This is a genomic window from Cupriavidus sp. MPR-AND1C (assembly GCF_058809705.1).
The window spans coordinates 115,322-129,201 of record NZ_JBXASU010000002.1; the positions used below are offsets into that span (position 1 = coordinate 115,322).

The window sequence follows — 13,880 nt, forward strand, 5'->3', positions numbered from 1 at the left end:
TGAATCCCACTGCCATGGACCCGAATTCCCTCGCCGCCGGGCTGCAGGCGCTGCTGCGCCCCGGCGACCACATCTGGTGGGGCCAGGCCACCGCCGAGCCGCTGACCCTGACGCGCGCACTGGTCAAGCATCGCCACGCGCTTGCCCGGCACGGGCGGCTCAGCGTCTTTGTCGGCATCGGCCAGTCCGACACGCTGCAGCCGGCTCAGGCCGACGTGCTCGACTTCTTCGGCTACGCCGCCAGCGGCCCGCACCGTGCTCTGGCCAGGGCCGGCGTGCTCGACATCGTACCCAGCCACTATTCGCACCTGCCCGGGCTGATACGGCAGGGTACGCTGCGTGCCGACGTGGTACTGGTGCAGGTGTCGCCGCCCGACAAGGAAGGCCGCTACAGCATGGGGCTGGTGCATGAGTACATTCCCGCCGCGCTGGACCGGGCCCGCGTGATCATCGCCGAGGTGAACCCGGAGGTGCCGTGGACCTATGGCAGCCGCCATCTGACCGTGGACGAGATCGACCTGCTGGTCGATGCCGCGCATGCGCCGATCAGCCTGGAGCGCAGCGCCCCCGGCCCGGCGGAACTGGCGATCGCCGGCCACATCGCCGGCTGGGTCGAGGATGGCGCCACCCTGCAGATGGGCATCGGCAACCTGCCCGAGGCCGTGGTGGCGGCGCTGCACGACCGTCGCGACCTGGGCCTGCACAGCGGCGCGGTCGGCGACGGCATTGCGGCGCTGGCCGAAGCCGGCGTGCTGACCAATGCGCGCAAGAACATCGATACGGGCGTTGGCATCGGCGGCATCCTGATGGGCAGCGAGCGCCTGCGGCGCTGGGCGCACCGGAATCCGCAGCTGCAACTGCGCGAAACCAGCTATACCCATCACCCCGAGGTGCTCGCCAGCATCCACAAGCTGACCGCCATCAACTCCGCCATCGAGGTCGATCTGACCGGCCAGGTGAACGCCGAAGTCGCCGCCGGCGTCTATGTCGGCGCCGTTGGCGGTGCCGTGGATTTCTTGCGTGGCGCGGCGCGCAGCCGCGGCGGCCTGCCCATCGTTGCCCTGCCGGCGACCGCCAAGGACGCAAGCCGCATCGTGGCGCAGCTGTCCGGCCCGGTAAGCACGCCCCGCTCCGATGCCGGCCTGATCGTCACCGAGCACGGCGTGGCCGACTTGCGCGGGCAGACGCTGTCGCAGCGCGTGCGCCGCATGCTGGACATCGCCGCCCCCGAACACCGCGAGGACCTGGAGCGCCAGGCCCACGCCCTGCTGTGCCAGTGCGGCGCCGCTTTCGTGGCCGTTGCGGGCACTGCCTGACCGACTGCCATCTTCATCTACCCAAGAGAGATTTCCAAGGAGACTTCCATGCGCCGAGCCGCTATTGTCACTCCCCTCCGTACCCCCGTCGGGACCTTCGGCGGCAGCCTGCGCCCCGTGTCCGTCGAGGAACTGGCCGCCACCACCGTGCGTGCCGTCGTGCAACGCAGCGGCATCGACCCCGCGCGTATCGACGACGTGGTCTTTGCCCAGTCCTACGCCAGCAGCGAGGTGCCTTGCGTAGGCCGCTGGGCCGCGCTGCAGGCCGGCCTGCCGGTAGAGGTGCCGGGCATGCAGCTGGACCGCCGTTGCGGCGGCGGCCTCCAGGCCATCGTCACGGCCTCGATGATGGTGCAGAGCGGTGCCGCCGACGTGGTGATCGCCGGCGGCGTCGAGAGCATGAGCAATATCGAGTACTACACCACCGACATGCGCTGGGGCTCGCGCTCGGGCAACGTGAAGTTCTACGACCGCCTCGACCGCGGCCGCGAGCGCTCGCAGCCGGTCGAGCGCTTCGGCAAGATTTCCGGGATGATCGAGACCGCCGAGAACCTGGCCCGCGACTATGGTATTACCCGCGAGCAGGCCGATGCCTTCTCTGTGCGCAGCCACGAACGCGCTGCGGCCGCATGGGAATCCGGCCGCTTCGATGCCGAAATCGTTCCAGTGCAGGTGCCGCAGCGCAAGGGCGATCCGGTGACGTTCGCGCGCGATGAAGGCTTGCGCCCCGGCACCACAATGGAAAGCCTGGGCAAGCTGCGCGCGCTGATGCCGAACGGCACCGTCACCGCCGGCAACGCCAGCCAGCAGAACGATGCCTCGGCCGCCTGCCTGATCGTGGCCGAGGACAAGCTGGCCGAACTGGGCCTGACCCCGATGGCGTCGCTGGTCGGCTGGGCTGCGGCAGGCTGCGAGCCGTCCCATATGGGCATCGGCCCGGTGCCCGCGGTGAAGAAACTGCTCAAGCGCCTGAACCTGAAGCTCGACCAGATGGACCTCGTGGAACTGAACGAAGCCTTTGCCTGCCAGGTGCTGGCAGTACTCAAGGGCTGGGACTGGAACGACCAGGACGCGATCGAGCAAAAGCTCAATGTGAACGGCTCGGGCATCTCGCTGGGCCACCCGATCGGCGCCACGGGCGTGCGCATCCTGGCCACGCTGCTGCACGAACTGCAGCGCCGCGGCGGCCGCTATGGACTGGAGACCATGTGCATCGGCGGCGGCCAGGGCATTGCCGCGGTCTTTGAACGCTACTGAAGCGACCCCATTACGCCTGGCCAAGGCACGGCCCTGTTCACAGAGTGACGAAGACGGCCGGTCTGCGCCTGCCGTCCCGCCATCTAGGAAGACCTGAAATGATCCGTGATAACGACACCCTCGAAGCCCTGCTTGACAGCGTACGCCGCTTTGTGCGCGAACGCCTGGTGCCCGCCGAGGCACTGGTAGCCGAAACCGATGAGATCCCGCAGGACATCGTGCAGGACATGCGCGACATGGGCCTGTTCGGCATGACCATCCCCGAGCGCTTCGGCGGCCTGGAACTGACCATGGAAGAGGAAGTGCGCGTGGTCATGGAGTTGTGCCAGACCTCGCCGGCGTTCCGCTCGCTGCTGGGCACCACCGTGGGCATCGGCTCGCAGGGCATCCTCATGGATGGCACTCCCGAACAGCAGGCCGCCTGGCTGCCGCGCCTGGCCACCGGCGAGATCCTGGCCTCGTTTGCGCTGACCGAACCCGATGCCGGCTCGGACGCCGGCTCGCTGCGCACTAGCGCAATCAAGGATGGCGACCACTATGTGGTCAACGGCACCAAGCGCTTTATCACCAACGCGCCGCAAGCCGGCATGTTTACGCTGATGGCGCGTACCAATCCTGACATCAAGGGATCGGCCGGGGTTTCGGCATTCATCGTCGACGCCAAGACGCCGGGCATCAGCTTCGGCAAGCGCGACGTGAAGATGGGCCAGAAAGGCGCGCACACCTGCGACGTCATCTTCGAGAACGTGCGCGTGCCCGCAGCTAACCTGATCGGCCTGAAGGAAGGCCAGGGCTTCAAGACCGCGATGAAGGTGCTGGACAAGGGGCGCCTGCACATCGCCGCCGTCAGCGTCGGCGTGGCCAGGCGCGTGCTGCGCGACGCCCTGAACTATGCGCTGGAGCGCAAGCAGTTCGGCCAGCCCATCAGCGAGTTCCAGCTGATCCAGGCCATGCTGGCCGACAGCCAGGCCGAACTCTATGCGGCCGAATGCATGGTGATCGACGCCGCTCGCCGTCGCGACGAGGGCCGGAACGTTTCCACCGAAGCCTCGTGCTGCAAGATGTTCGCCACGGAGATGGTGGGCCGCGTGGCGGATCGCGCAGTACAGATTCTCGGCGGTTCCGGCTACATCTCCGAATACGGCATCGAGCGTTTCTACCGCGACGTGCGCCTGTTCCGCCTTTACGAGGGGACCACGCAGATCCAGCAGATCATCATTGCCCGCAACATGATCCGCGAGGCGCGCGACGCCTGAAGGTCGCCCGTAGCCGGCCCGGAGCAACGGGACGCCTCGCGTGTCAGGCGTGGTGTACCGCCGGGATTGCACCCCACTTCCGGCGCACATCCACTGGCGTCGTTCTGCTTGCGCTACGCCCTGCGGAACGGCTTTCCACCCGCACAAGGATTTCCGCCAGATGCCACCGGACCGAGAACCTGCACAACGGATCAGCGAAATCCCGCGCCACTGGGCCATCCAGGCACCCGGGCATGTGGCGGTCTTCGAGGATGGCCGCACCACCACTTTCTCGCAGCTGTGGGCGGGTATCGAGGATGCGCAGCGCTATCTGCAGGCGCAGGGCGTCGGCACCGGCGACCGGGTGCTGATCGCGGCCGAGAACTGCCTGGCCGTGATCACACTAGTGTTCGCCTTGTCGGAACTGGGGGCGTGGCCAGTCGTCGTCAATGCCCGCATGACAGAACGGGAAATCGAGGTGATCCGGGCGCACTGCCGGCCACGCCTGATGTTGTTCACCCACGCTGCGTCGCCGGATGCGTTGCGGCACGGCGTGCGCTATCGGGCCCGGGAGATTGCCCCGGCCGGTCTGGGCCCGCTGATGGCGAGCGCCGTCGACGAAACCAGCGAGCGCGAGCCTGAAGCACTCGCGCGCGATGTCGCCGCGCTGATCTATACCTCCGGCACGACGGGGCAGCCCAAGGGCGCGATGGTCACGCACCGGGGCCTGCTGCACTTTTCGCGCGTCACGGTCGATTCCCGCCGCATGCAGGCCGACGACTGCGCCTACGCGGTCATGCCCATGTCGCATGTCTTCGGGCTGGGGACGCTGCTGCTATCGACGTTACATGCCGGCGCCAGCCTGTACCTGTGCGCGCGCTTCAATGCGGCGGATGTCACCGCGGCAATCCGACAGGGTGCAATCACGCTGCTACAGGGCGTACCGATGATGTTCAGCCGTATCGTCGCCCACGTGCGTGCGAGCGACTTGCCGTTGCTGCCCTCGCCGCGGCTGCGCTATCTCTACACGGGCGGCGGGCCGCTCGATCCGACGCTCAAGCAAGAGGTCGAGACGATGTTCGGCCAACCGCTGCACCATGGCTACGGGATGACCGAGTATGCGGGTTCGCTGTTCGTGACACGCATGGACCGGCCGCGCACCGATTGCTCGGCGGGCGAGATCGTCGAAGGCGCGGAGCTGCAGGTGGTCGGGCCGAACGGCAAGCCGGTGCCGGAGGGTGAACCGGGCGAGCTATGGGTAAGAGGTCCCGGTGTCATGCGCGGCTACTACCATGCACCGGACCTGACCGCGGACGCCTTGCTCCCCGGCGGCTGGCTCAACACCGGCGATATCGGCCGGCTGGGTCCCGACGGCGCGTTGTTCATCGTCGGCCGCACCGGGGAGCTGATCATCCGCTCCGGCTTCAACGTCTACCCGAATGAAGTCGAATCGGTCATCAACACGCATCCGTCCGTACGCCGGTCTGCCGTGGTCGGGCAGCCCGCCGCGGACGGCAACGAGGAAGTGGTCGCCTTTGTTGAAATCAAGGATGGAGAGAGGTTCGATGCGGGGGCTCTGCACGCCTACCTGATCAATCGCCTGTCGCCATACAAGCGCCCCGGAAAGATCCTGCGCGTGACCGCGATTCCGACGACGGCCAGCGGCAAGCTGCTCAAGCACCAGCTCCGGCAGATGGTCGCCGCGCAGAAGTAGCAGAATCAGGGTTTCGTGGGCGCCTTCAGTCCTGGCGACCGAGGCCATCCTCGACCAGAAGGTCCACCAGCTTGCGCGCAAACAGCGGCAATGCGCCGAGATCCGCAACGCATATCTGCAGCTTGCGCTCAGCCCATTCATCGTTGAGCTGGACGATCCGCAGCGCCATCGTACTTGCATGGCGGCGGGCGGTGGTTTCCGGCAGCACGCCAACACCGAGATTCGCCTCGATCATCCGGCAGGCTGTCTCGAAGTTGCTGACCTGGACGCGCCAGCGCAACGCGCGCTGCAAATCCGCCGCCGCCCGCTTGAGGAAATTGTGGATCGCACTCGCTTCCGGCAAGCCGATGAAGTCGTAATCCAGCGTATCGACGAAATCCACGCTGCTGCGCTCGGCCAGCGGATGGCTCAGCGCAGCGGCTAGTACCAGGCGGTCGTTCCGGTATGGCATGACTTCGAGCCCTTCGGTACGCACGTTGCCGGCGACGATGCCGATGTCCACGATCCCGTCCTGCACCGCGCGCACGATGTCCGGGCTCAGCCGTTCGTGCATGTCGATGGTCACGTCCTGATGGTTGACAAGATAGGTGCGCAGCACGGCTGGCAGGAACTCGCTCATCGCCGTGGTGTTGGCGAAGACGCGCACATGGCCTTTCACGCCCGCCGCATACTCCTGGAGATCGCCGCTCAGCTGCTCCAGCTGGCGGAGTACGCGGCGCGCGTGGGCGAGCAACGTCTCCCCCGCACCGGTCACCTTCACGCCCTGGCTGCTGCGGCTCAGCAGCTTGACGCCGACGTGTTCCTCCAGGTTCTTGATGCGGGTGCTGGCCGCGGCCAGGGACAGATGCGAGCGTTGCGCACCGCCGGTCAGGCTCTGGGCCTCCGCGATATGCGTGAACAGTTTCAGATCGACCAGATCAAAGCGCATCACATCCTTCCCAAACTTTGTACCGGATTATCTCCCAGGGCAGCGCGCAGTACGCCAGAGCAGTGCCAATTCCCGACCCGCCGGGCGTGAATTGCCGCCCGCTTACAGGCCTGACCGTTTTCCAGTCCGCCCGCGCGGGCGTAACCCCACAAACGTTAGGTAGATTTTGTGCGCCCGATGCAGTAACTTCCATGGGGAGTATCTCCACAACCCTGTCAGGAACCCGGCTCAGGCCCTCATAAGTCATGACAAAACGCCAGGCAAACGCCACCACTGTGGACACCCGCGAGAACCTGATGCGCCTGGCGGCGCGCGCCTTTGGCACGCAAGGCTATGCCGCCACGACCATGCGCGGGATTGCCGACCAGGCCGGCATCGAAGCGGCCAGCATCTACTACCACTTCTCCTCGAAGGAAGAACTGCTCGACGCGGTGATGGAACACGGCGCCCAAAGCATCTTTGCGCACACGCAGGCGCGCATCGCGGCGCTCCCGCCAGGCGCCGACTCCGAGCTGCGCTTCCGCGCCGGCCTGCTCGGCCTCTTCAGCGCAATGATCAAGTACGGCGACTACACCCTGGCGCATGGGCGCCAACTGGCCGAGTTGCCGGACAAGGTGCGCGAGCGCCATCTCAAGCGACGCGCCCAGCATCAGACATTCTGGAGCGGCATGCTGGAAGACCTGCGCACCGAAGGGCACCTGCGCGAAGACGTCGACATCGCCCTGTGCCGCGTGTTCGTCCTGAGCACGATGACTTCCGTGCAGACCTGGTTCAACCCGAAGAAGGGTTCGCCCGAAAAGGTGATCGACGAGCTCTGCGCGATCCTATTTGAAGGCGTCCGGCCTAAGCAGGTGCGCAAGCCGGCACGGCGGGAGCAGGCTGTGGCTTCGTGAGCCAATACAGCAGCAGCACCTCCCGATCGCGGACAGGGTTCCCCCTCTTCGGCATGCGGGGGAGGGGGGGAATGCCCCCAGCATGCCGGCATGGTTATCCTGCCTTCGCCTGAGACAGCGCCACCAGATGCTTCCAGCGCTCAAGTTCGGCTGGCGCATTGGCGCGGGCTCTGGCAGCGTCTTGGATGTCGACCTCCAGCCCCTGGCTGATGCAGAACGCCTTGAAGGCCGGCGCCGCGGCGGCTCTAGTCATGGCGTCGGACAACTGAGTGACGATTGCCTGCGGCGTGCCGCGGCGGGCAAACGCCCAGATCGGGGTGACCAGTTCATAGCCCTTCAGGCCGGCCTCGTCCAGGGTGGGCGCGTCGGGAAAATAGCCCGACCGCTGCTTGCTGGTCACGGCCAGCACCCGCAAGCGCCCCGCCTTTACCAGCGGCAACGACGTGGCCACGCCGCCGAAGCCGGCATCCAGCTGTCCGCCCGCCACATCGATTGCGACCTGCGCCGGCGCCTTGTATGCAACGTGGTTCATCCGGATCCCGGCCATATTGCTCATCAGCGCCGCAGCCATCTGCGGCGTGGTGCCATTGCCGGGTGAGCCATACGACAGCTCGTCTGGCTTGCGTTTCGCGGCGGTAATGAGATCCCGCACTGTGTGCAACGGTGAGTTCGCCGCGGTGACCAGCACCATCGCCGAGGTCGCCAGGCGGGCGATTGGCTCGAAGTCGCCGACCGCGTCATACGGCGTCCTCTCCACGAACTGGTTCGAGTAGTGCGCCGCGTAGTTGAACAGGATCGTATAGCCGTCGGCGGGCGCCTTTGCTACCAGATCTGTGCCGATGATCCCGCTGGCGCCCATGCGGTTCTCGACGACGAACGCCCCGCCCATCGTCTTCGTCAACTCCGCGCTCATGTAGCGCGCAACGACGTCTGTACCGGAGCCCGGGCTCAGAGGCACGATAAAGCGGACCGGGCGCGACGGGTAGGCCTGCGCAAGTACAGACAGCGGAAGCGTTGCCAGCGCGGGTAGCAACTGCAGGCAGGTACGGCGTGAAATCATTGCGTTATCTCCTGTTGTATCAGCCGGCGGGGCCATGGTTAGACAATCCCCGTTTCGCGCAATGCCTGGATCTCTTTGGGGCTGAGCTTGAGCAGCCTGCCGTAGATCTCCTCGTTGGCACCGCCCAACTCCATAGCAGGCTGGTCGAACTGCGAAGGCGTCGCCGAGAACCGGATCGGCAGGCCCATGCCCACCGCGTCCACCGGGCCGAACTCGGGGTGGGCCAGGTTCATCAGCGCGCCGCTGTCATGCAGACGCTGGTCGTGCAGCACCTCGTTGGGCTTGCGCACCGGCGCGCAGGGCACGCCGCGGTTGTCCAGCAGTTCGCGCACCACCTCGGCCGAGCTGCGCTGCTTCGTCCAGCCCGCGATTACCTCATTGAGTGCCGCGGCATTGCGCATGCGCGGCCCGCGGCCGCTGAAACGGGGGTCCTCGAGCAGCTCGGGCTGACCGATCGATTCCAGCAGCCCGCGCATCCAGTCCGGCTGGAACGCGACAATTGCCACGTGCCCGTCCAGCGTCGGGTAGACCCCGAACGGTGCGAGCCGGTCATGGTAGTTGCCAGTGCGCGAAGGATAGCCTTCCCGTCCCATGACGTCGAAGTGCTCTTCAGCCACCCACGATGCCAGGCAATCCAGCATCGACACCTGCACACGCTGGCCCTCGCCGGTGCGGCCCCGATGGATCAGCGCGGCCAGGATGCCGTTGACGACATACATCGGCGCGACCAGGTCCGCGATTGGCAGGCCGCAGCGCGTCGGCGGGCCATCGGCGTAGCCAGTGACCTCCATCAGGCCGCTGAGCGCCTGGACGATGATATCCATGCCCTTGAGCCCTGGGAACGCACTTGGCTCGCCCATCGCCTTGACCGACGCATAGACAATACGCGGATTTCGCTGCTTCACCTGCTCGTAGTCCACGCCGAGCTTGGCGGTGGTGCCCTCGCTGAAGTTCTCGAGCACCACGTCGCATTGCTCGGCCAGCCGCATAAATAGCTCGCGGCCCTGCTCCGATTTCAGGTCCAGCGTGATGCTCTTCTTGTTGCGGGCCCGGTTCAGGACCGTCAGAGATACCTCGCCGTCTTCACGCTGGCCAAAGTGGATGCCGTGGCCGCCCACGAACGGCGGGTTGGTTCGTGCGATGTCCCCACCACCGGGCGCTTCCACGCGGATCACCTCCGCGCCCATTCCGCCAAGCAGCAGCGAGCCATACGGCCCGGCAAGCGCCACGGTCAGGTCCAGTACGCGGATGCCTTCGAGTGGCCGCGATTGATTTGCTTGCACTGCTGTCTCCTTTCTTGTCGGTCCGGCGTCATGCGGCCGGGCCATTTCGACTTCCATTGCCTTGCAACTGTTAGCTACGCGAGGGCATCGTGCTTTCCGGGCCTTTGGCCCGGGACAGGTCCCGGTAGCCCTTATTCGATGCTAGTGGAACCGGGCGGTTGCGCTCAAGTAGTCACTGGCGAACCACCAGTTCGCATTGTGCGAATTGCTCGTGGTGCGGATCGCGCTGTCAGACGATGCCGGCCTTGCGCATGGTTTGCACCTGCGAGCGGTCGTAGCCCACCTCAGCCAGCACCTCTTCAGTGTGTTCGCCAACCGTGGGCGGCCGCCGCGCGACATCGGGCGGCGTACGCGACAGGACTGCCGGCGGCGCCACGATCGGTGCCTTGCGCGGCAATCCAGGGTAGTCGAGCCAGATGTAGGCGCCGGACTCCTGGATCGACGCATCATCCAGCGCCTCGCGCGGGGAATAGATCGGCGCCGCCGGGATCTTGGCCTTCTCCAATTCCCGCAGCGCGTCATCGCGAGTGCGGGTAGCGCACCATTTGCTCATCAGGTCACTCAGGAACTCACCGTGCTCGCCGCGCCGCAGGTCGTCGCTAAAGCGAGGATCGTCCACCAGTTCCGGCGCATCGATCAGATTGGCCCAGCGCCGGAACAGCGGCTGCCCGATCACCTGCGCGATGATCCAGCCGTCGGCCACGCGGAAGATGTCCGAGGGTCCATAGGAGGGGCTGCGATTGCCCATCGCCTGCCGGTCGATGGCAAGCGCCGCTTCCTCGATCAGCGCCCCGCTGGACAGGTTCAGCGCCGTCTGCAGCAGCGACGCCTCGACGCATTGCCCGCGTCCGCTGTTGCGCCGCTCGTACAGCGCCATCATTGTGCCTAGCGCACACGACAGGGCGGTCGAGAAATCGACCACCGGCACCATCGCCTTGGTCGGGCTGTCCGGTGTGCCCGACATGTAGACTGCGCCGCTCATCGCCTGCCCCACCCCGTCGAAGCCGACCCGGTGGCCAGCGCCTTCATGTGAGCCGAAGGCCGTCGAAGCGGTCAGGATGATGCGGGGGTTGATCGCGCTCAGCGTCGCGTAATCCAGCCCCAGGTTCGCCAGCGTTTTCGGCGGCATGTTCGCCACCACCACGTCAGCCGTCTCGACCAGGCGGCGCACCACCTCACGGCCCTCCTCGCTGTCGATATCCAGCGTGATCGAGCGCTTGTTGCGGTTGCACTGCAGGAACAGCGCCCCTTCCCCCGAGTCCGTGACCGGCACGATGAACCGGTCTTCGCTGCCACCGACCCGGTCGATCCGGATGACGTCGGCACCGTAATCGGCGAGCAACGCTGCGCAGAACGGGCCGGCAATGAAGCGCCCGAAATCGAGGACGCGGATACCTTCAAGCACCTTGGACATATTCTTTAGCTTCCATCTCACTGGCTGCCTCGTCTGGGTGAGACGACGGCTGATGGAATCGATCCTGACGGCCGGCCCTTCGCCGGTCAATCAAGGCTCACAAGACGTTCCGTGCATCGAAATGGTTTGGCCGGGTCGGCACCCGGAACTGGCGTGCCACGTCGCCCGGCTCAGGCGACCGAGAGCCGCCGGCCCGACGAGCGGCCGGTCGCAAGCCGCCTTGCCGCATCCATCGACAAGCCGAAGCGGTCGTAGAAAGCGGAGTCGAGGTCACTGGTGACAGGCCAGCCGGCGAAGCGCCCCAGAGCGGACACCGCAACATCGCCCGTCATCGCTTCGAACAGCACCCGCATCAGCCGTTGCGTGCGGCAAAGATCGGTCAGGGCCGTCCCCTGCGCGAACAGCGTGCGGCGAACCTGCGCAGTCGACAGATTCAGCCGCTCAGCGATAAAGGCGGCGCTCCACGCGTACTGTGGCTGCAGGAAAACACGTTTGCAGATACGGTGATGCAGCGAAGCGTGCGGCGCCGCCGGCACCATATCCCGGATCTCGAGGACGCAGGCGGCTGGCTGCACGCTGCTGCCGTCCAGATGCAGGTCGATGGCATCGAACGGCTCGATGGTGACCTCCTGCCCGGGCAGCAGCATGCGTTCATACCCGCGCCGCCTGATCACCAGCCTCCCGTGCGTGGCGGCGACAGACAGCGGGAAGGCCAGCAACTGCCGACGCAGACTGACGTGCATGTGGGACTGCAGATGAACGCGCATGGAGGCTCGGAAAACGGTCAGGGACGATGAATATCATCGCCGCCAGGCCGGTTTCCCGCCTATGCAATTTCCGAACACCCCGTTTACCGCGACGGCAGGGCGTCGCTATTCGTCGGCACTGCCGACGGCGTCCGGCAAGGCGCGCACCTTTGCCCGCATCAGCCGACGCGCAGGCGTTAGCGCATAGATCCTGGATGGCGGGTGGTTCTCTCCAGCAGCCTGATGCCAAGCTGTTGCTCAAGCCGCGTCACCGATGCGCTGACAGAAGATTTGGGCAGCCCAGCCCGAGTGCCGGCGGCCGTGAAACTGCCGGCCTCCACGACCCTGCAAAAATTGTCCCAGTCGCGCCAGTCGCAGGCGTCGTCGGCTTCTTCGGGTGCCATCTTCAGTCTATCCGCTTTTGCCACATCGCAAAGATGCCGCCGCAGATGGCAACCCACGTCAAAAAATAGAGGCCATCCAGCGTGCTCAGGAAGCTTGCCTGCTGCGTGACCATACGGCCAATTTCATGCAGAGCCAGGCTGGCGGCTTCATTGTTGGTGTGGCCCATGCTCTCGAAGGCATGGACCATCCGATCGCGCGTCGCCTGGTAGGTCGGGTTGAACGGGTTCACGAACTCAGCAAGACGAGCTTCATGAAGAGCGAACCGGTGCTGGTCCAGGATGATCATGGTCGCGGTCGCAAACGAGTAAGTCAGTTGCTTGACGATGTTCTTGAAGCGGTAGCCATGGTTGAACTCTTCTACCGCGAAGATCCGGAAGGTGACGTTGGCCACAGGCAAGGCCACGAACAACAACAGCAGGCCGCGCAGCACCATTGGCACCACCAGCCACGACATGCTGGCGCCGGGCGGCATGCGGGTCATCCAGGCGCCGAAAAGCACCGCCAGCAGGAAGCCGGGGACGATCATCCATTTCTTGTGCCGGACCAGCGATGCGTACCGGAAGTACGCGAATGCCAGAGTCAGCGACACCAGCGAGGTGATGCCGACGAGTTGCCCCGCGTTCTCCACCGGGTACCCAAGGCCGCCCTCCAGGAAGCGCGAAACCAGGTAACCCATTGAGTGACTCAGATAGTAAAAGAGTACGTACAGCACGAGCCCGACCTGGAACGTCTTTTCACGCAAGGCATGGAGGCGAACGAGCGGCCGCGGGTGATGCCATTGGTGCCAGACGAACCACGCCAGCGCCAGCAGGCCGGCCACGGTCAGGAACACGAGTGCGGGCGAGGCGCTGAACACCTCAAAGCGCACCTGCTGCATCACTATCAGCAGCGCACCCAGTCCGGAGGCAAACAGGATATACGGCCAGAAATGCGCGTCGCCGCGCGCTTCGGGGTGCACCTGGCCGGAATGCGGCACGGCCAGCCAGGCAAACAGCGCCAAAGCGGCACCGCCGAGCGCCGTGCCGGCGAACAGCGCGCGCCAGCCGAAGTGTGCGATCAGATAGCCGCCGGACAGTGGCGCGAGCGCGCTCGCCAGCAAGATCATCACCAGGAACACCTGCATGGCAGCCGGGCGCTGCTGCGGGTTGAAACTGACCTGCAACTGGATACGGCACGCGCTCATCATCGGGCCGATAAAGTACCCCTGCAGCCCGCGAGCCACTGCCAGTTCCTTCGACGATTCGGACAGTGCGGTCGCCACCGAGCCGGCGGCAAACAACAGCAGGCTGGCGCTGACATAGCGCCGGTAGCCGATGCGCTCGACCCACCACTGCTGCTGCAAAATGCCGAGCACCGAAGTCATGGCATATGCCGTCGATGCCCAGACCAGCTCATCAGGCGACGCATTGATGCCGCCCGCGATGTGTCGCGTGAAAAAGCCGAACATCGCATTGTCGAAATAATCCAGCCCGGTGGCAAGGGCAATCGCCCAGGCGAACACATTCATGCGCGGCTGCTTCCCGTCGATCTTCTGCAACCCGGCCGATATGATATTCATCCCTTTGCTTCCTGCTTACCTTGGTGCCCCGGACTCCGCCCCCCCCCCGCGCCTGCACCCATTGCAGCGCT

General features: G+C 65.6%; 11 protein-coding genes and 1 pseudogene. 5 read left to right on the forward strand and 7 right to left on the reverse strand.

Going from position 1 to position 13,880, the window contains the following annotated elements:
- Positions 1-14: 14 nt before the first annotated feature.
- The 4 genes from AC1RWI_RS01835 (at position 15) to AC1RWI_RS01850 (ending at position 5,522) form a co-directional block, all read left to right on the forward strand.
- The gene (locus AC1RWI_RS01835; protein WP_082055096.1) at positions 15-1,316 is read left to right on the forward strand and encodes an acetyl-CoA hydrolase/transferase family protein; all 1,302 of its coding nucleotides are present in this window, start codon (positions 15-17) and stop codon (positions 1,314-1,316) included.
- A gap of 48 nt (positions 1,317-1,364) precedes the next feature.
- Entirely contained in the window at positions 1,365-2,573 is a 1,209-nt protein-coding gene (locus tag AC1RWI_RS01840) for an acetyl-CoA C-acetyltransferase (protein ID WP_492864204.1), read from the forward strand.
- Positions 2,574-2,671: 98 nt separating this feature from the next.
- A complete protein-coding gene (locus tag AC1RWI_RS01845) occupies positions 2,672-3,829 on the forward strand; it encodes an acyl-CoA dehydrogenase family protein (RefSeq protein WP_043353917.1) in 1,158 nt (385 codons plus the stop codon).
- 160 nt (positions 3,830-3,989) lie between these two features.
- Positions 3,990-5,522, forward strand: coding sequence for a class I adenylate-forming enzyme family protein (locus AC1RWI_RS01850; protein ID WP_492864206.1), 1,533 nt, complete (start codon positions 3,990-3,992; stop codon positions 5,520-5,522).
- Between the two features lie 25 nt (positions 5,523-5,547).
- Here AC1RWI_RS01850 and AC1RWI_RS01855 read toward each other — a convergent pair whose 3' ends face one another.
- Complete coding sequence (locus AC1RWI_RS01855) at positions 5,548-6,450, reverse strand: LysR family transcriptional regulator (protein WP_492864208.1); 903 nt, start codon at positions 6,448-6,450, stop codon at positions 5,548-5,550.
- Between the two features lie 245 nt (positions 6,451-6,695).
- Here AC1RWI_RS01855 and AC1RWI_RS01860 point away from each other — a divergent pair, with 245 nt between their 5' ends.
- The gene (locus tag AC1RWI_RS01860; RefSeq protein ID WP_492864210.1) at positions 6,696-7,343 is read left to right on the forward strand and encodes a TetR/AcrR family transcriptional regulator; all 648 of its coding nucleotides are present in this window, start codon (positions 6,696-6,698) and stop codon (positions 7,341-7,343) included.
- 94 nt (positions 7,344-7,437) lie between these two features.
- Here the strand turns inward: AC1RWI_RS01860 and AC1RWI_RS01865 are convergent, their stop codons facing one another.
- From AC1RWI_RS01865 to AC1RWI_RS01890, 6 genes and pseudogenes are all read right to left on the reverse strand, one after another.
- Entirely contained in the window at positions 7,438-8,403 is a 966-nt protein-coding gene (locus AC1RWI_RS01865) for a tripartite tricarboxylate transporter substrate binding protein (RefSeq protein ID WP_492864212.1), read from the reverse strand.
- 38 nt (positions 8,404-8,441) lie between these two features.
- Positions 8,442-9,686 (reverse strand): CaiB/BaiF CoA transferase family protein, encoded by a 1,245-nt coding sequence (locus tag AC1RWI_RS01870; protein WP_043353910.1) that lies wholly within the window; start codon positions 9,684-9,686, stop codon positions 8,442-8,444.
- 229 nt (positions 9,687-9,915) lie between these two features.
- Positions 9,916-11,100, reverse strand: coding sequence for a CaiB/BaiF CoA transferase family protein (locus AC1RWI_RS01875; protein WP_492864214.1), 1,185 nt, complete (start codon positions 11,098-11,100; stop codon positions 9,916-9,918).
- Between the two features lie 170 nt (positions 11,101-11,270).
- The gene (locus AC1RWI_RS01880) at positions 11,271-11,843 is read right to left on the reverse strand and encodes an AraC family transcriptional regulator (RefSeq protein ID WP_492864216.1); all 573 of its coding nucleotides are present in this window, start codon (positions 11,841-11,843) and stop codon (positions 11,271-11,273) included.
- A gap of 221 nt (positions 11,844-12,064) precedes the next feature.
- Positions 12,065-12,250, reverse strand: a pseudogene (locus tag AC1RWI_RS01885) (helix-turn-helix domain-containing protein); the annotation flags it as partial.
- Positions 12,251-12,252: 2 nt separating this feature from the next.
- Positions 12,253-13,809 (reverse strand): MFS transporter, encoded by a 1,557-nt coding sequence (locus AC1RWI_RS01890; protein ID WP_052494947.1) that lies wholly within the window; start codon positions 13,807-13,809, stop codon positions 12,253-12,255.
- Positions 13,810-13,880: the final 71 nt, after the last annotated feature.